Here is a 17581-nt window from a genome sequence, read left to right as displayed (position 1 = left end):
ATAGGAAAGTACCTGTTTGCCAGTGCTTCGTCGTCATGCCTGCCTGGGCAGGCTTCAAGGCACTGCGCCCTTACGCCCCGTGGACTGGCAACTCGCAGACAGGCTCCAGCTGGAGCAGGGCTCCCAGGCGCTGCGCGGCACTGATGAAGGAGATATAGGCGCACAGCTCCGACACCTGCGCCTCGGTGAAGTGCTCCCGGAGGCGGTTGAAGGCTTCGTCGGGGACGGCTCGCGGGTCCTTGGCGGCCTGTCGGGTGAAGTCCACAGCGGCGGCCTCTCTCGGGTCCGGGTGCTCGGTGGCGGGGGCGCCCTTCGCCATGCAGTAGGCGCAGCCATTGATGAAGGCCAGGGTGCGGCGAAGCTCCTCCCTCAGACGAGGCGGGAGACCGGGTGCCGTGGAGAAGGCCTCCTCCAGCGCGCTCCAGCGCTCGAGGATGAGGGCGTTGTGGCCGAGCAGCTGCTCGAACGGGGTGTGACCGTGAGGGCCGGGGGCGAGTCGGGACATGGTGTGGCTCCAATCGGGTGTAGGGTGCTGCACTGATGCGAGCCAAAGTAGCGAAGGTGTCCCGGCGGATTGAAGGCAGGAACCCAGGTCGAACGGCGCTCCGGCGCTCGGAAACGAAGGTGGCGGAGCCAGTTCGGCTTCGAAACGAAAGCGGGCTCGATGCGACGGACTGGAGGCTGCTGCGCGAGCTGGAGCATGACGGACGGGCCAGTCTGGCCGAGCTGGGGCGGCGGGTGGGCCTGAGCGCGCCGGCGGTGTCCGAGCGGATGCGGCGCCTGGAGGAGGCGGGCGTCATCACGGGCTACAGGGTCCAGATTCATCTGCCGAGCGTGGGCTTGCCCGTGCTGGCCTTCATCCGGCTCACCACCACACCGAGCCGCCGCGTGGAGGAAGTCCTGGAAGTGCTCGACGCCATGCCCGAGGTGCACGAGTGCCATCGGGTGACGGGCAACGAGTGCTTCGTGCTCAAGGTGGCGCTCCCGGATATGGCGCACCTCGAGACCGTCATCGATCGGCTCCGCCCGTACGGCCAGACGGTCACCTCCGTCGTACTCTCCACGCCCGTGCCGTACCGCATGGTCTCGCGCCGCTGAGGAGAGGACAGGGCAGGCGCTCTTCAGAGCACGCTGGCCTGACTCGCGGACTGACGGCAGCATGGAGCGGCTCGCCACGACACGCGCTGGATTCCTTATGCCCACCGACTCCCTGACAGACGAATACGCTGACCTGCCGCCCTCGGTGCGCTGGGGGATTCGGAATGCAGGGCTCCTGTTCTTCGTCACCCTGGCCTGGGTGCCGCTCTTCAACCAGAGCCGCTTCGCCGATCTGTCGAGCTGGTACACCGACCACCTGCACCACTCGTTCGCCACGTGGGTCGCGTTCTTCAGAGGCTTGGAGATCTACACGCGGCCCTTCGCGGAGGTCCGCGGCGGCACGGGCTGGCCGTACCCTGTGGAGGCCTGGGGCGACATGCCGGGCTTCGCCTACCCACCGGGGGTGATGGTGCTGTTCCTGCCCCTCACGTTGGTAGGGCGGTTCGTCGGGCTGTCGTTCCACGGCTTCGCTGTCGTGTCGCTGCTCTACATCCTGGCGCTCACAGCGTGGGCCTTTCATCAGGCGGTCCAGGCTCTCGTGGTCCTGCCGCGAGGCTCGCGCGCGGCCACGCTCGGGCTCACCTGGCTGATTCTGGCGCAAATGGGGTTGCAGGGGTTCTTTGACTCCGCCTTCGTGGGGGCGGGGCTGGCGGCCCTCGTCGCCTGGCGGCGGCGCAAGCCTGACGTGGCGCTTCTCTGGTTGGCCGCCGCGGCCTTCCTTCACTTCCGAGCGGTCGTCTTCGCCCCGCTGGGGGTGCTGGCCCTGCACCAGTGTTGGAAGGAGCGAGCCCGGATTCGCCACTTCGCCCCCAAGCTGGCGGTGACGGCAGGGGTGGTGGTCCTCGGGCTGGTGTCCTTCGTGCTGATGTACCCCGCGACTCAGGCGTTCCGCGAGAAGGCCCTGCGCGTCCTCTCCCATCCGAACGCCATGGGGGTCGTGGTCATCGCGTCGTTGGCGCTGGCTGGCGTGCTGATGGTGTTCCGGCAGTGGCTGGCGCTGGCGGCACAGGGGCTCGTGGTGGCGCTGGCATTCGTGGAGCTGCAGAACTTCTGGTGGCACGGGGCGATCGTGCTGGCCGTGCCTTATTTCATCGGGGCGCTGCGCGATGAGTCCTTCAAGGGCGAGGTCTCGCTGGCCCGAGGCGCCTGGCTCCTCTGGGCCCTGGCGATCCATCCCGTGGTGTGGCGAGACCACCCTGGGCAGCTCTTCATCGAGTTCGTGAAGTTCCTCCGCGTGGGCTGAGGCTGCCTGCTGAGGTGGGGCGCTCAGGGAGTGGGCGCTTCCAGTCGCTTCAGCTTCTTCTCCAGCCCGGGCGACACCCGCACCTGATTGTCCGCTGTCACCACCACGGCGGAGGCGCCGTGTTTCTCCGCGAGCGCCAGCCCCTCTTGGCCTCCGAGGATGAACACGGACTTCGTCAGTACCTCCGCGTCCACGGCGCTTGGCGCGAGAACGGTCGCCGAGCGTGAGGCTGTTGCCGGGTAGCACGTCCGTGGATCGATGATGTGGTGGTAGCGCTTGCCGTCCAGGACGAAGAAGTTCTCGTAGTCCCCGCTGGTCGAGAACGCCGCGTCGGAGACCTCGAGCACCGCGAAGATGCTGTAGGGCTCGCCGCGTGGGTTCCGAATGCCCACCTTCCACGGGTGGCCCGCCTTCTTCCCTGCCGCGTAGAAGTCTCCTCCGGCTTGCACGAAGAAGTTCTTGAAGCCGAGCCCTCGCAGCTTCTTCACCGCCTGGTCCACTCCCCAGCCCTTCGCCAGCCCGCCCAGCCCGAGCTGCATCCCCGCTCGCTTCAGTCGCACCTGGCACCCGCGCTCCCCACCGTTCGTTGACGGAGCGAACTCCAGGTCCTTGTACGAGATGAGCGCGCACCGCTTCTTCACCTCCGCCTCATCCGGCAGGGCAGGGGTCAGGTCCGTCCCGAAGCGCCACATCCCTCGCAGCGCTGCCCACGTTGGATCGAACAGCCCTCCCGTCTGCTCTGCTCCCTGCACTCCACGCCGCAGCGCCGCGCACAGGTCTTCGGGGATGGCCACGAACTCCCCGTCTCCTGCCTTGCGGTTCACCGCCGACAGCTCGCTGTCCGGGCGCCACTCGTTCATCACCTGGTTAACGCGCTCGAAGGCGCTGAAGGCCGCGTCGAAGCCTTCGCGCGCCTTCTTCGGCGTGCCTCCCACCAGCGTCACCGTCACCGTCGTTCCCATCATCGGGCGCGTCTCGGTGCGGACTTGTGGCGCGGGTGCAGCGGCCAGGATCACGAGCAGGGCACTCAGCATCATGGGGGTCCTCTGTCACATGAGAAGCGTTGCTGCACCAGTGCCCCCCCTCAGCTTGACCGCGTGGCTTGGCGCGTAGTACGCCGTCGCACCTATCCGCTGAGAATGAGTTTCAACATCACCCATCCGTCCGTCGGCACACCCGAGGCCGCGGGGCAGGGGAGGATGCATCCCCACGCCTTCGCCGCCGTGCTGGCGTTGTGGGTAGGTGCTGGCGTGGCGGTGCGTCTGCTCGCGCTGCCCCGGCTCCTGCCAGACTTGGATGCGGTCAACTTCGCGCGCTCGCTCAACGGCTTTGATCTGGCGGCGCAGGCTCCGCACTTCCCGGGCTACCCGGTGTACGTGGCGATGGCTCGGCTGGCTTCGGCCGCGGGTGCCTCCGAAGTGGGGGCGCTGGCATTGCCTGGACTGGTCCTCGGTGCGCTGGCGATAGGTGCGCTGGGCTTCGTTCTTCGGCCGTACCTCGGGGAGGTTGGTGCGCTGGTGGCCTCGGCCCTGCTGGCGCTGCTGCCTCTGCCAGTCCTCTTCGGGGCGACTCCTGGCTCGGATGGGGCGGGACTCGCGCTCCTGGCACTCGCGGCCTGTGCCGTGCTGGTGGCGGGTGACTCCGCACCTCGGGTGGCGGTGCTGGCGGGGGCGCTGGTGGGAGTGGCGCTGGGGGCCCGGCCCTCGTTCCTCCCGGCACTGCTCGGACTGGCGCTCGTGGTGCCTCGCGGTCGAAGGGGGTCGGCGCTCGTGGGCTGTGGGCTCGGCGTGTTGGCCTGGCTCGTCCCCCTGGTGATCCTCACGGGCCCGGCGCAGTTCCTGCGCATCGGCTCGGGCTTCTTGCTCGGCCACGCGGGCAAGTGGGGTGGCACCGTGGCCGTGCGCCCGGAGCTCGGCTGGCGGTTGGAGAACTTCGGTTTCGACATCCTGGCCGCGGGCCTCGGGCTCCCCTGGCCTGGCGTAGACGGTGACGCTGTGGGCCTGCGAGTCGCGCGGCTGCTCCTGGCGTTAGGCTTTGCCTGGGCGCTCGGAGTGCTCGTCCACGCGGCGCTTCGCCGGACGCTGACCTCCACCGAGCGCCGGGTGGCGCTGCTGGCTCTGGCGATCGGTGTTCCGTACGGCACGTGGATGTTCCTTGGGCAGAACTTGCTCAAGGCCCGCCATGCCCTGCCCGTGGTGCTCGCGCTGGCGCTGCTCGTGGCGGTGGGCGTGGCGGTGCTCGCCCGCGCCTGGCCTTCTCGAGTGTTGCCCCTGGCCGGAGCCCTGACCGTGGCCACAGCGGCTGTCATGTTGCCGGTGGCGCTCGAGCAAGGCCGCGAGCCGTCGCCCGCGGTGCGCCTGGTGTCGCATGTGTCCCGCACGCTGTCTCCGTCCGGCACTCTGCTCTTCACTGGCGAGGAGGCGCGGCTCTTCGAGCACTACGTGCCCCACTATCGCGCCGGTCGTCCGGCCACGGGCGAGCAGCTTCGCCGCGAGGTGGAGCGCGTGGCCGCCGCGGGCGCGGACGTCTACGTCACCTCCACCGCGCCTGGGGTCGAGGCGCTCGCGCCCCACCTGGAGCCCGTCTCGCGCTTCGCGTGTGACCGGCGCGTGCGCTCGCACGCTCACGACATGGTTCTCTTCCACTATCGGCCCGCGCCGCCGGCCGTTTCGGACAAGGTGCTCTGAATGCGCGCCCGTCTCCTTTGCTTCGTGCTCTGTCTCTCCGCCTGCAAGGGCCCTCTCCCCGAGGACTTCCGGCCCGTCCAGGAGTCGGCGACGGGCGAGCCGCGCTTCCTGGTCTCGCTCAACCGCATCACCGCCGGCCGTTACCGCGCCATCGCGCCTACGTGCATCGGGCAGCGGTATTTTGTGAACGCACCGGGGACTCCCATCGGGCCGGTGCCAGGCAGCACGCCCGTCAGGCCGGGGCAGATCGTCGAGTTCCGCAACTACCAGCCGGATGTGCCGACCAACGTCACCTCGCTGTCGGCGCCAGCGTCGCTCTTCAGCCCCAACCTGGTGCGGCCCTACAACATCCGCATCGAGGGCAAGGAGACGTTCTCCTACTGGCGCTACGCGTTCCCGGAGCCGGGAACCTACGAGTACTTCGACACCAACATGGGGCAGCCGGGCCGCCAGATCGTGGACTCGTACTACGGCACGGTCACGTACATCGGCGAGTCGAACGCGCCCAAGGCGGTGGTCTGCGTGGATCCGCAGGGCTGCGTTGCATCCGCCGAGTGTCTGGCCGGCACCGCGCCCGCGGGCACCGTCTGCTGCTCGTGCGTGGGCGTGTGCTGCGATGGGCCGGAGGACGGACACTGCGCCGAGGATAAGATCTGTCTGCGCGGTCGCTGCGTGGATGAAGAGACGGGCGAGTGAGCCGTGAATCCCAGCCGGAGACCTGCTCGCGAGTCCCCGGTTCAACCTTCTTTCTCCGCGTGATTTCCGGAGCCATCGTGCCGCGCCGCCACTCTCTGATCCTCCTGTCCCTGCTGCTCGCGCCCCTCTCTGGCCTGGCGCAAGACGAGGGCTCCACGCCCGCGAAGCCCGCGCAGGACGCTCCCCTGAAGCCCGAGACGGAACAACCCAAGCAGGGCGATGGCCCACGCCTGGACCTGGAGGGGCTGGAGGATCCAGCCGGTACGGGAACGGCGGCTCCGTCGCCCGACGCCGTGACCCCGGGCCAGGACGCGCGGGAGACCTTCACCGAGCGGCTCCAGCCCACGACGACACTGGCGCAGCGGGCGGCGGCGATCCTCGACCGGACGACGCTGGGCGGCTACGCCGAGCACGACTTCCTCTGGCCCGAGCAGGGGACGGCGACGTTCCGCAATCACCGGTACGTGCTCTTCGTCTACAGCCACATCTCCGAGCGCATCTCGACGGCGACAGAGATTGAGTTCGAGTTCGCGGGCAGCCCGCTCAAGCGCGATGGCATCCTGACCACGGGCGAGGTGCTGCTCGAGTTCTCGGTGGTGGACCTGATGCTGACGGACTGGGCCACCTTCCGAGCGGGCGTCATCCTGGTGCCAGTAGGCGGGTACAACCTGCGGCATGACGCGCCGGCGCAGGAACTGCCCGAGCGGCCCATTGCGTACACCACCATTGTCCCCACCACCTGGTTCGAGTCCGGTGCGGGTTTCCTGGGAGGCTTCGATCTGGGGCGGGACTGGCGGCTGTCCTATGAGGTGTACGCGGTCAACGGACTCGACGCGAGGATCCTGGATGGCCAGGGCTTCCGAGCGGCGCGCGGCAGCCACCTGCAGGACAACAATGATGACAAGGCCCTCACCGGCCGCGTCGCCATCTCGCCCTTCCTGGGTTTGGAGGCGGCCCTGTCCGGCTACACGGGGGCGTACGATCTCGAGGGCCGCCGGGTGAACATGGTGAACGCCGATCTCTTCTGGCGGCTCGGCGCGTTGGATCTGACGGGCGAGGTGGTGCGGGCCTTCATCGATCCCGGATTCGTGCAGGGCTTCCCGGAGGGCTCGACGGCCAACACCCGGGACCGAGTGCCGACGGGGATGTTCGGCTACTACGCCCAGGCCAACTACCGCTTCCGCATCGATCCCTTCTTCCGGGCGCTGCCGGACGAGTGGCATGACGGTCACTTCACGGCGTCACTCCGCTACGAGGAGAAGGACACGGACACGGAGTTCATCACCACGGGAGACGTGGCTCGACTGACGCTCGGGCTGAACTTCCGGCCGCTGCCGCCCTACGTGATCAAGACCAGCTTCTTCTGGGAGAAGAGCGGCGGTGATGGCCTGAAGCCGCACCTGTGGACGGGTGACTTCTGGAGCGAAGGCCATTGGCAGGCCATTGCCAGCGTGGCCTACCTCTTCTGAATGCCGGAGACCCGATGCGTGCCTTCTTGCTCGCCACCGTCGTGATGCTCACCGCTGCCTGTGTCGGGATGCCCAAGCGTCCGGAGGGGGCTCCTTCGCGCGTGGTGGTGGTAGGCGCGTCCGTGGTGCAGAAGCCCGCGCCGCGAGGACTCGTCGGGGACGTGTTCGGCGATGACGAGCCGCGAGACGTGGTGGCCCGAGAAGGCGCCGAGGCCTTGCGCTCGCGCGGCTACCAGGTCCTGGGCGTGGAGCTGACGCCGGGGCCCGCGCCCACGGTGGAGCAGTGCGCGGCGTTGGCTCGCCAGTACCGGGCGGACGCGGTGGTGGTGCTGGAGCTGACCCGGTTGGATTTGTCCGCGGTGCAGCCGCTTGGCCGGGCCGAGGTGCAGTTGGAGTCGATGATGGTGGATCCACAGGGACAGGTCCTGTCGAGCGATGAGCACCGGAGCACCACCTCGGAGACGCTCTATCGAGCTCGGACGGATTGGCGCTCGCACGTCAGGCAGGCCGTCATCCAGGCGATTCGGGAGTTGCCATGAGCATGGTAAGGGGAATGCCCGTGAAGCACTTCTCACTGGCGCTGGCGGTGTGGCTGTGGGTCGGGGTATCGCTGCCCGCGGAGGCGGCGGGCACGTACTTCACCACCCCGCAGATCCTCAAGGAGTTCTTCCCCAAGAGCGAGCGCGTCAGCTACCGCAAGGTGAAGCTCGCCGGGGCCGAGCTGGCCGCGGTGCAGGGGAGGCTCGGGTACAAGCCGGCGAAGCCCGAGTACGTCATCTTCGTGGCCACCACGGGCGAGCGTGTGGATGGCTACGCCGTCATCGACGAGGAGCTCGGCCAGCACGAGCAGATCACCTTCGCGGTGAAGCTGTCGCCAACGGGCGTGGTCGAGCGTCACGAGGTGATGGTGTACCGGGAGAAGTACGGTGGGGAGATCACCGATGCGCGCTTCCGGCGCCAGTTTCAGGGAAAGACGGCGAAGGACGCGGTGCGAGCGGGAGAGGACATCGACGTGGTGACGGGGGCGACCATCTCGTCGCGGTCGATGGCCATCGGGGTGCGCCGCGCGCTCGTGCTGCTGGACGAGCTCATTCTCAAGCCCGGGGCGAGTGCCCAAAAGGGGTAGCCTTCTCGTGCGTCAGTTCGCCCGGCCGTTTCCCATCACCCGACTTTCGCTCGAGGCCCGCGTCCTCTACACCGGGTTCCTGCTGTTCCTGGTGTTGGGCTTTGTGTCCTCGGCGTGGTTGTACGCGGACTCGTTCGGGGGGCTGTCCGGGCAAGGCGCGTCGGAGTACTACCGGGGAGGGGCTTCGGCCCCCGAGCCCGCGGCCAGGGCGGAAGAGGCGGGAGGGCCGGCACTGGAGCTGCCCTCGGAAGGCCCAGCGCTGGAGCTGCCCGGCGAGGAGGTCGCCGCTGCACCCATGCGGCTGGAGAAGCCGGCGCGGCAGGTGATGGAGACGTTCCACTTCCACCTGTTCACAGTGCCGGTGGTGCTGCTCATCGTGGGGCACCTGTTCATGCTGACGGCGCTGTCCACGCGGCTGAAGGTGGGCGTCATCACGCTGGCCTCGGTGGCGACGTTCGTCCACCTGCTGGCGCCGTTGCTGGTGCGCTTCGTGGGGCCGCAGTGGGGCTGGCTGATGCCGATGTCGGTGGTGGGCGCAGCGGTGGGGTGGCTGCCCATGCTGCTGTGGCCGCTGTGGGAGATGTGGCGGCCCGTCTCGGCCTCGGAGGTAGCGACGGGATGATCAGCGTCGTCATCCCCGCTCGTGACGAGGTTCGCGCCATCGCCGGGGTGGTGCGGCGGGTGGGTGAGGCGTTGGCGGGGGAGGCGCACGAGATCCTCGTGGTGGACGATGGCTCGCGGGACGGCACGGGCGCGGTGGCGCGCGAGGCTGGGGCGCGGGTGCTGACGTTGAACGGCGTGGGCTACGGCGCGGCGATCAAGGCCGGAGCTGCCCGGGCAACTGGCTCGCTGCTGGCGCTCATCGACGCGGACGGGACGTACCCGGAGTCAGCGCTGCCGGAGCTGGTGGCGGCGGTGCGGGGTGGCGCTCGGCAGGCGATTGGCGCCCGGCCGAAGCTCGGGGCCGCCGAGCCCTTCGCGCGTTCGGCGGTGAAGGCGCTCTTCCGGGGTGCGGTGAGATACCTGGGAGGCTTCAAGGCGCCGGACTTGAACTCGGGCCTGCGGGTGCTTCGCACGGAGGATCTGCTGTCACTCGCGCCGGTGCTGCCGGATCGGTTCTCGCTCACCACGACGCTGACGCTGGCGTTGGCGGCGGCGGGAGACCCCATCGTCTTCCTACCGATCGCGTACCACGCGCGAGTGGGCCGCTCGAAGTGGAGGCCCGTGCGGGACACGTGGCTGATGGGCCGCACGGTGGCGCGAGGTATCGGGTGGTTGCGTGCGGGCCGTGCGCCCAGGGCGCTCGCGGCGCTGGAGCTGCCGGCCGTGGGAGGCACGGGGTGAGCGCACCGGTGGTTGTGATTGGCGCGGGGCCTTCGGGGCTGGCGGCGGCGCACGCACTCCTCCGGGCGGGCAAGCGGGTCGTGGTGCTCGAGGCGGCGGAGCAGGTGGGTGGCCTCTCGGGCTCGTTCGACTTCGCGGGCTTCAAGGTGGACTACGGCCCGCACCGGCTGCATCAGGCGGCGGGGCCGGAGGTGCTGGAGCTGTATCGGTTGGCCCTGGGCGGCGCGCTCCACGTGAGGGCGCGCAGCGGCATGGTGCACGTGGGAGGGAGGCAGTTGCCCTATCCCTTGTCTCTGCTCGGCATCGCCCGAGGGCTGGGGCTCGCTGAGGTGGCGAGGCATGGGCTGTCAGCGGTGATGGCACGACTCCGCCCGCCGGAGGGGAGCCACTTCGGAGCGGAGGCGGCGCGGCGGTTGGGACGGCACGCGGCGCGGGTGCTGTACGAGCCCGCGGCGAGGAAGGTCTGGGGCCTGCCACCAGAGGAGCTGGACGCCTCGCTCGGCCGAGCGCGGGTGCAGAAGGGAGGCCCGCTGGCGGTGGTGCGAGCGGCACTCGGGCGTGGGGGGGCATCAGCGGGGCGGCGCTACTTCTACCCAGCGGCCGGTTTCGGATCGCTAGCCGAGGGCCTGGCAGAGGGCATCCGGCGGGCCGGTGGAGAGGTGCGCTGCGGTGCGGCGGCCGAGGGCCTGGTGCTGGAGCGGGGGCGGGTAAGGGCCGTGAGCGTAGCGGGACGGGAGTTACCGGCGGAGTCCGTGGTGGCGACGGTTCCGCTCCCGCTGTTGTGCGATTGGGTGGGGCGGCACGAGGTGGCCGAGGGCCTGGGTTACCGTGCGCTGACACTGCTGTACCTGTTGCTCGCGAAGGAGCGTGGCACGTCGCGGGACGTGCACTACTTCGCGGACGAGCACCTTCCGGCGAATCGACTCTTCGAGGCCCGGAACTTCCTGGGCGGCGAGGGCCCTGCGGGGCAGACGGTGGTGGGCTTCGACCTTCCGTGCGCGGTGGGAGACGCGATCTGGAGCGCCTCGCCCGAGGAGCTCACGGAGCGCGTGCGTCCGGCGCTGGAGCGGACCGGGCTGGCGGGGGTGGAGCTCCTCGGAGCGCGGGTGCGACGCATGGCCTCGGCCTATCCCCTGTACCGCCGAGGCTTCGCGGCGGTGCGAGCGCGGGCATTGAATGCATTGAGTGAGGTGAACGGACTCTACCCGTTGGGGCGGAACGCGCTGTTCGTCCACGACAACGTACATCACGCCTGCGCGGCGGGATTGGCGGTAGGAAGACTGGTCGCGGAGGGCGCGAGTTCCCGGGACTGGCGTGGCCGGCAGAAACCCTTCCTCGAAACGCAGATCGAGGACTGACTGGTGGTATGTCTCCTCCCTCTCTCTGGGAGAATGAGAGGGTGAGGTTCTTCCCCAGGGTGTTCGGAGATCCTCGCCTGCGATGGGAGTCGAGTCATGAGGGTGCTCGTCACGGGCGCTGCGGGTTTCATCGGATACCACGTGTGTGAGCGGCTGCTCGCGCGCGGGGATACGGTCATCGGCGTGGACAACCTGGACACGTCGGGAGACGTGACGCTGAAGGCCACGCGGCTGTCGCGGCTGAAGGCGGCGCCGAACTTTGGATTCCACCGGATGGACATCCGTGACGCGAAGTCCTGCCGGGAGCTCTTCGAGGGAGCGCGGCCCGAGCGCGTGGTGCACCTGGCGGCGCGGGTGGGCGTGAGGGCGCCGACGTCAGAGGCGACGGACTACGCGGAGACGAACATCACGGGCTTCCTGCAGGTATTGGAGCTGAGCCGACAGACGGGGGTGGGGCACCTGGTGTTCGCCTCGTCGAGCTCGGTGTACGGGGCGGGGACGCCGCTGCCCTTCTCGGAGCAGGCCGCGGCGGATCGTCCGCTGAACGTCTACGCGGTGACGAAGCGCGCGGACGAGATGATGGCGCACGTCTTCAGCCACCAGTACGGGCTGCCGGTGACGGGACTGCGGCTGTTCACGGTGTATGGCCCATGGGGCCGGCCGGACATGGCGCCGATGCTGTTCCTCCGGCTGATGCTGGAGGGCCGTCCCATCGTGCTGCACGCCGAGGGGATGATGCGGCGCGACTTCACGTACGTGGACGACGTCGTGGAGGCGCTGGTGCGGGTGCTGGACAAGCCGCCCGCGGGGCCACCGCCGTACCGCGTGCTGAACGTAGGCCGGGGCACGTCGGTGGCGATGGCGCGGTTCGTGGACCTGCTGGAGGAGCGGCTGCGGATGAAGGCCTGGGTCGAGCTGCGGCCTGCGCAGCCTGGGGAGCTGGAGGTGACGTGCGCGGACGTGACGGCGCTCGAGCGAGAGACGGGCTTCCGTCCCTCGATTCCGCTGGAGCAGGGGCTCGCCAGGCTGGTGGCGTGGTACCGGGGCCGCGAGGGCTGAGCGACTACTGGCTCGCGGCGGGGCTCTCGCCGTCTTGGAGGGTGTCCAGCTCTCCGCGCTCGTCGAGCTCGGCCAGCTCGGTGAAGCCGCCGATGTGCCGCCCGGCGATGAAGATCTGCGGCACCGTCGTCCCGCCGCCGGTGCGCTCCACCATCTCGGTGAAGCGCGCCTCATCTTCCGTCACGTCGATGTCCTCGAAGTCCACGCCCTTGTCGGACAGGAGAGCCTTGGCCCGCTTCGAGTAGCCGCAGTACGTCTTCGTATAGAGAGTCACAGGAGCCATGGGCGACAAGCTATCCACGCGCTTTGGGGGCGCGCGGGTGCCCTGGCCTCTTGCCTGCTCCCGAGACGTGCGGCCCCGCCACTGTCCTAGAAGGTCACCGTGGCGCTCACCGCGAGCGAGGTGTCGGTGGGCACCTTCCCCTCGGCGGGCGAGCTGTCGTACTGGAGAAGGAAGGTGGTGGTGACCGCCAGCGCCTTCGTGAGCTTCACGGAGAGCTGCGTCTGGTTGCCGACGAGCAGACGCGAGCCCTCGATGAGGCTGGGCAGCACGCTGATCTCTTCCAGCAGGGCGACGTCCTGGTTGATGGAGTAGCGGAAGGTCGCGCCGAAGCGAGGACCGCCGAGCGACACATCCGGCAGATCCATGCGCGTGGGGTAGTACTGGAAGCGCGTCTCGCGGGCGTAGCGGAAGGCCAGGTCCGTGCGCAGGAAGGAGTCACCGCCGTCCTTCCGCTTCAAGTCCCACCAGATGAGGCCGATACCCGCCTCGCCGATGCCACGCGCCTCCACGCTCTTCACGTGGTCCGTTTCCGCGCCGGCCAGCAGGTAGCCGCTGATTTTCTCGTTGAAGCGGCGGTCCCCGCGAAGCTGGATGGCCGCGTTGAGCGCCACCACCTGGGACGTCTCCGGTGCTCCCTCCACCTCGGGGGGACGGCTCTCGCCATAAACGCCCGTGGCCCTGACGGCGTAGATCCAGTCCTCCGTCTTGCGCTCCGCCGTGACCAGTCCGTTGAACGTGACGGTGGAGGCATTGCCGGTGATGAAGATGAGGCCCAGGCCCACCGTGACGTCCCAGACGTCCTTCTTTGCCTCCTCCTTCTTCTCGGCGGGCGTCGCGGGAGGAGGAGGGGCGGGCTGCTCGGCGGGAGCCGCCGTGCGGGCAATCCCCTTGGCGAGCAGCTCGATGGCCTCCGCCATGCGGGCATTGGCCTCGGCGGCGCGCTCGGCCGCGGCGGCGGCGCGCTCGGCGGAAGAGGCGGCGCGCTCGGCCGCGGCGGCGGACTGCTCGGGGGTGGTGGCCTGCGCCGGGGTGGCAGGCTTCGCGGGAGCGGGCGTTTGGAACGTCAGGAAGGCGGACAGAAGGGTGTGAACAGGAAGCACGTCGGACTCGCGGGATGGATGAAGGGCTTCAGCGACCGCGGGGTCTTCTACCAAGAGAGCCCCGGGCGCAATGTTCTGTTTTCACCACTTGCTTGCACGGGCCGGGCCAGCGCCATCCCGCGTACAACCCCGCGAGAAGACAGGCCTCGGGCCCGGGAATTGGCACGAGGAACCCGTGCTGACACTCCGGATGACATGTCAGCCCGGTGGTTTGACGCGTCAACGCGCGGGTTCTCGCTCAGCGGTAGGTGATGAGCGCGCGCCGCGAGCCCTCGAAGTGGCCGTGCTCGTTCAGCGAGGAGAGGTAGCGGCCCCGCTCGCTGTAGATGACCTTCGTGACGCCGCAGTTGGCGAGCGTCCAGTTGAGTCGGAACGCGTGGGGCACGGGGATCTGCAACAGCTCCCGGCTGATGGCGGTGATGGGCCCCCCGGAGGTGAAGACGAGCGCTGTCTTTCCCGGGCCGAGCTGCCGGAGGAGCTCTTCGAGCCCCTGGAGGCAGCGAGCCTGGAAGGTGGGCCAGGGCTCCGTGTAGTCGGTGTCGTGTCCACCGCCAGTCCAGCGCGCGACGGCCTGCGTGAACATCTCCTGGAAGGCCCGGCGGGGATCCGGCGTCCCGGCGAGCGCCTCCACCAGGCGTGCGTGGTTCGCGAACCGCGGATCGAAGCGAGCGATGACCTCGTTGTGGTCAAACTCATCGAACCCGGGCAGCCGCTGAGGCGACAGGGAGAGGCCCATCGAGGCGAGGCACCCCTCCGCCGTTTGCGCGTGGCGCTTCATCGTCCCGGTGAAGACCGCGTCCACCTGAGGGATGCGCGCGCGCAACGCCTCGCCGAGCACCCGGGCCTGCTCGACTCCCACGTCCGAGAGCTGATCGTAGTCCTCCGCACCGAAGGAGGCCTGTCCGTGGCGGACGAGATACAGGGCCCCCATCAGCGACCTCCCTTCTTCTTGATGATGCTCCGGCAACGCCAGTCGAAGGAGTTGACGAGGATCCAGAAGTTCTTGAACGCCGGGTTGCGGGTCTGCTTGTGGTGGTAGCGGTAGTAGATCTGCTGGGCGATGACGGCGAGGCGGAACAGGCCGTAGACCTCGTAGAAGGCCCAGTTGGCCGGCTTCAACCCGGTGCGCTCAAGGTAGTACGCGACCACCTCCTCGCGCCGGAGCATGCCGGGCAGGTGTGTCGGCTGACGACGGGTCATGCGCATCAGCAGGTTGTCGTCGGCGTGCACCCAGTAGGCGAGCGTGTTGCCGAGGTCCATCAGCGGATCGCCGAGGGTGGCCATCTCCCAGTCGAGCACGCCGATGACCTCCGTGGGACGCTCCGCGCTGAGCACCACGTTGTCGAAGCGCCAGTCGTTGTGGATGACGCAGGTGGCGATGTCGTCCGGGGTGTTGGCCTTGAGCCAGTCGCGCACGTACCGGAAGCTGGGGACGTTCCAGGTGCGGGCCTTCTCATAGCGATCCGACCAGCCCTCGATCTGTCGCCGAGGGTAGCCGGTGCCCTTGCCGAGCGACTCGAGCCCCACCGCCCGGTAGTCCACTCGGTGCAGCTCGATGAGCTTGTCGATGACGTTGAGGCACAGCTGCCGGGTCTGCGCCGTGTCCAGACGCAGCCCGGTAGGCAGACGCGAGCGGGGAATGAGACCGGGGACCCGCTCCATCACATAGAACTCGGAGCCGATGACGCTCGTGTCCTGGCAGAGCCCGACCATGGTGGGCACGGTGGGGTAGGCGGACTTCAGCGCCTTCTGCACCGTGAACTCGCGCGCCATGTCGTGCGCCGACTTGGCCTTGGTGCCCGCGGGGGGGCGACGAAGGATGAGGTCGCGATTGGCGTACTCGAGGCGGTAGGTCCAGTTGGAGGCACCGCCCGAGTACTGGGTGACCTTGGGGGTACCTTCCAGGGTTGGCACCTGGGCCTTGAGCCAGGTGTCCACGGCGGTGACGTCGAGCTCCTCGCCCGCGCGCACCGCCTTGGCCTCATCGAGAGGGGGAGTGGATGACATGGGTTCGGGTCTCAGGTCTGCGCCACCCCAGTGCGCCCGCGCAGCCGCCGGGTGCGCTTCTGGATCATCGAGGAGTAGATGTCACGAGGGAGGAGCTTCTTCATCAACCAGGCCCGGCGGCCCTCCTTGTGGGGCAGGACGTAGAACTCGCGCTGCTCGACCGCCCGGAAGATCTGGTCGGCGATGTCGTCCGCGGTGATGGGCGAGCGCTCGAGCAACTTGGTCAGGGCCGTTCTCATCCCAGGGTCCGAGGTGCGCAGCGAGTCACCGAGGTTGGTCTTGAAGAAGGACGGACAGACGAGGCTGACCCCGATGCGGTCATCGGCGAGCTCGTTCTGCAGCGTCTCCGACAGCGAGACGACGGCGGCCTTGGTCGCGTTGTAGCTGCTCATCCTCGGCATATCGAGCAGGCCGGCCATGGAGGCCACGTTGACGAAGTGCCCACGGCCCTGACGTTTGAACAGGGGCGTGAAGACCTTGCAGCCGCGCACGACGCCCAGGAGGTTGATGTCCACAATCCACTGCCAGTCGGAGAGCGGGACGTCCTCGATGCCGCCGGCCTGGGCGACGCCGGCGTTGTTGACCACCACATCGACGCCCCCCCAGTTGGCCGTAAGCCACTCGGAGGCGGCGGTCAGCTCCTCCTCGCGAGTCACGTCGCAGCGGAGGTAGTGGGTGTGAGAGGTGAGGGGAGCGAGCGCCTGCAGGGTCTCCGCGCCCCGGGTGTCGTTGACGTCGGCGATGCAGACCCGCCAGCCCGCCCGGCCGAAACGCAGGGCGATGGCACGTCCGAGTCCACTTGCTCCACCGGTGATGAAGATGCGTTGTGTGCTCATGATTCGCGGCTCTTGGAGAACCCGCGCTTGGCGAGCTCGATACGGGTGATGAGGCCCTTATGCACTTCGTCCGGTCCATCCGCCAGCCGCAGGGTCCGCGCCTGGGCGAAGAAGCTCGCGAGCTGCGTGTCGTCGCCCGACACCCCGGCTCCGCCGTGGAGCTGGATCGCGTCATCCACGACCTTCTGCAGCACGTTGGGCGCGACGACCTTGATCGCGGAGATCTCCGTCATGGCCCCCAGGGCGCCCAGCTCGTCCAGCTTCCAGGCGGCGTAGAGCGTGAGCAGACGCGCCTGATCGATGGCGATGCGCGCCTCGGCGACGCGCTCTCGGTTGCCACCGAGGTTGAGCAGCGGCTTGCCGAAGGCGGTGCGATTCATCCCGCGGTGGATCATCAGGTCCAGCGCCTCCTCCGCCGCGCCGATGCAGCGCATGCAGTGGTGGATGCGGCCGGGACCCAGACGTCCCTGGGCAATCTCGAAGCCCATTCCCGGTCCCCCGATGATGTTGGCGCGAGGCACCCGCACGTCGCGGAAGTGCACCTCACCGTGGCCGTGTGGCGCGTCGTAGTCGCCAAACACCGGGAGCATGCGCTTGATCTCCACGCCCTTCGTGTCCAGCGGGACCAGCACCATCGAGTGTTGGTGGTGGCGGTCCGTCCCCGCGTCGGGCGTGCGGGCCATGAAGATGGCGATCTTCGCCCGCGGGTCGCCGATGCCACTCGACCACCACTTCTTCCCGTTGAGCACCACCTCGTCGCCTTCAACGACGGCCGTGGCCTGCATGTTGGTCGCGTCCGAGGAGGCCACGTCGGGCTCGGTCATGCAGAAGACGGAGCGGATCTCCCCGGCGAGCAGCGGCGTGAGCCAGCGTGCCTTCTGCTCCTCGGAGCCGTACCTGTAGAGCACCTCCATGTTGCCGGTGTCCGGGGCGTTGCAGTTGAAGACCTCCGGCGCGATGAAGCTGTGGCCCGTCTCCTCGGCGATGGGCGCATACTCCAGGGTGCTGAGGCCGGCGCCGAGCTTCGCGTCCGGCAGGAACAGGTTCCACAGACCTTCGGCCCGAGCGCGCGCCTTGAGCTCCTCCACGATGGGGGGAACCTGCCAGCGTCGCCAGTCACCGCCGTGGGCCGCCGCGCGGGCGTACGTCCAGTACTGCCCCTCCACCGGTCGGATGTGTTCGCGGATGAAGCGCTGTACTCGCTCGCGGTAATCCTTGGAACGGTCACTTGGCTCGAAGTTCATGGGGGCCTCTCCAGTCAGGGCGGCGATCCTG

At 68.7% G+C, this 17581-nt stretch carries 19 protein-coding genes; 11 read left to right on the top strand and 8 right to left on the bottom strand.

The annotated features are described in order from the left end of the window. Positions 1-70: 70 nt before the first annotated feature. Positions 71-505 carry a carboxymuconolactone decarboxylase family protein gene (locus F0U60_RS29340; protein WP_395804514.1) on the bottom strand — a complete coding sequence of 145 codons (435 nt, stop codon included), beginning with the start codon at positions 503-505 and terminating at the stop codon, positions 71-73. 119 nt (positions 506-624) lie between these two features. On the opposite strand from F0U60_RS29340, the gene F0U60_RS29335 reads away from it, so the two are divergent. Next, positions 625-1098: an Lrp/AsnC family transcriptional regulator gene (locus F0U60_RS29335; RefSeq protein ID WP_395804512.1), complete on the top strand. Its 474-nt coding sequence runs from the start codon at positions 625-627 to the stop codon at positions 1096-1098. Between the two features lie 97 nt (positions 1099-1195). Continuing rightward, positions 1196-2341, top strand: a complete 1146-nt coding sequence (locus F0U60_RS29330) for a hypothetical protein (RefSeq protein WP_395804510.1) — start codon at positions 1196-1198, stop codon at positions 2339-2341. A gap of 23 nt (positions 2342-2364) precedes the next feature. Here the strand turns inward: F0U60_RS29330 and F0U60_RS29325 are convergent, their stop codons facing one another. Then, positions 2365-3378 (bottom strand): FAD:protein FMN transferase, encoded by a 1014-nt coding sequence (locus tag F0U60_RS29325; RefSeq protein ID WP_395804508.1) that lies wholly within the window; start codon positions 3376-3378, stop codon positions 2365-2367. Positions 3379-3480: 102 nt separating this feature from the next. Here F0U60_RS29325 and F0U60_RS29320 point away from each other — a divergent pair, with 102 nt between their 5' ends. The 9 genes from F0U60_RS29320 (at position 3481) to F0U60_RS29280 (ending at position 12080) form a co-directional block, all read left to right on the top strand. Continuing rightward, entirely contained in the window at positions 3481-5028 is a 1548-nt protein-coding gene (locus F0U60_RS29320; protein ID WP_395804506.1) for a hypothetical protein, read from the top strand. Then, positions 5029-5724 (top strand): hypothetical protein, encoded by a 696-nt coding sequence (locus F0U60_RS29315; protein WP_395804504.1) that lies wholly within the window; start codon positions 5029-5031, stop codon positions 5722-5724. It abuts the gene before it with no gap. After that, a complete protein-coding gene (locus F0U60_RS29310) occupies positions 5721-7193 on the top strand; it encodes a hypothetical protein (RefSeq protein ID WP_395804502.1) in 1473 nt (490 codons plus the stop codon). Before F0U60_RS29315 ends, F0U60_RS29310 begins: the two co-directional genes overlap by 4 nt. A gap of 14 nt (positions 7194-7207) precedes the next feature. Continuing rightward, a complete protein-coding gene (locus F0U60_RS29305; protein ID WP_395804500.1) occupies positions 7208-7732 on the top strand; it encodes a hypothetical protein in 525 nt (174 codons plus the stop codon). Next, the gene (locus tag F0U60_RS29300) at positions 7729-8319 is read left to right on the top strand and encodes an FMN-binding protein (RefSeq protein WP_395804498.1); all 591 of its coding nucleotides are present in this window, start codon (positions 7729-7731) and stop codon (positions 8317-8319) included. The genes F0U60_RS29305 and F0U60_RS29300 overlap by 4 nt, the downstream gene beginning before the upstream one ends. A 7-nt stretch (positions 8320-8326) precedes the next feature. Further along, positions 8327-8941 (top strand): hypothetical protein, encoded by a 615-nt coding sequence (locus F0U60_RS29295; protein WP_395804496.1) that lies wholly within the window; start codon positions 8327-8329, stop codon positions 8939-8941. After that, positions 8938-9663, top strand: a complete 726-nt coding sequence (locus tag F0U60_RS29290; protein WP_395804494.1) for a glycosyltransferase family 2 protein — start codon at positions 8938-8940, stop codon at positions 9661-9663. The genes F0U60_RS29295 and F0U60_RS29290 overlap by 4 nt, the downstream gene beginning before the upstream one ends. Then, positions 9660-11021: a protoporphyrinogen/coproporphyrinogen oxidase gene (locus F0U60_RS29285; RefSeq protein ID WP_395804492.1), complete on the top strand. Its 1362-nt coding sequence runs from the start codon at positions 9660-9662 to the stop codon at positions 11019-11021. Before F0U60_RS29290 ends, F0U60_RS29285 begins: the two co-directional genes overlap by 4 nt. A gap of 96 nt (positions 11022-11117) precedes the next feature. Continuing rightward, positions 11118-12080 carry an SDR family NAD(P)-dependent oxidoreductase gene (locus tag F0U60_RS29280; protein ID WP_395804490.1) on the top strand — a complete coding sequence of 321 codons (963 nt, stop codon included), beginning with the start codon at positions 11118-11120 and terminating at the stop codon, positions 12078-12080. 4 nt (positions 12081-12084) lie between these two features. Here the strand turns inward: F0U60_RS29280 and grxC are convergent, their stop codons facing one another. The 6 genes from grxC to F0U60_RS29250 all read right to left on the bottom strand — a co-directional run bounded on the left by grxC (position 12085) and on the right by F0U60_RS29250 (position 17550). Continuing rightward, positions 12085-12363, bottom strand: coding sequence for a glutaredoxin 3 (grxC, locus tag F0U60_RS29275; protein WP_395804488.1), 279 nt, complete (start codon positions 12361-12363; stop codon positions 12085-12087). Between the two features lie 86 nt (positions 12364-12449). Next, positions 12450-13463, bottom strand: coding sequence for a DUF481 domain-containing protein (locus tag F0U60_RS29270; RefSeq protein ID WP_395804486.1), 1014 nt, complete (start codon positions 13461-13463; stop codon positions 12450-12452). Between the two features lie 238 nt (positions 13464-13701). After that, positions 13702-14394 (bottom strand): histidine phosphatase family protein, encoded by a 693-nt coding sequence (locus tag F0U60_RS29265; protein WP_395804484.1) that lies wholly within the window; start codon positions 14392-14394, stop codon positions 13702-13704. Continuing rightward, entirely contained in the window at positions 14394-15470 is a 1077-nt protein-coding gene (locus F0U60_RS29260) for a phosphotransferase family protein (RefSeq protein WP_395804482.1), read from the bottom strand. The genes F0U60_RS29265 and F0U60_RS29260 overlap by 1 nt, the downstream gene beginning before the upstream one ends. Before the next feature lie 11 nt (positions 15471-15481). Next, positions 15482-16306 carry an SDR family oxidoreductase gene (locus F0U60_RS29255; protein ID WP_395804480.1) on the bottom strand — a complete coding sequence of 275 codons (825 nt, stop codon included), beginning with the start codon at positions 16304-16306 and terminating at the stop codon, positions 15482-15484. After that, the gene (locus F0U60_RS29250) at positions 16303-17550 is read right to left on the bottom strand and encodes an acyl-CoA dehydrogenase family protein (RefSeq protein ID WP_395804478.1); all 1248 of its coding nucleotides are present in this window, start codon (positions 17548-17550) and stop codon (positions 16303-16305) included. The genes F0U60_RS29255 and F0U60_RS29250 overlap by 4 nt, the downstream gene beginning before the upstream one ends. Positions 17551-17581 lie beyond the last annotated feature (31 nt).

The organism is Archangium minus (genome assembly GCF_044360475.1).
In the GTDB taxonomy this organism is placed as follows: domain Bacteria; phylum Myxococcota; class Myxococcia; order Myxococcales; family Myxococcaceae; genus Archangium; species Archangium minus.
The sequence above is the reverse complement of the archived record's forward strand: the minus strand, read 5'-3'. Positions and strand labels throughout refer to the sequence as shown.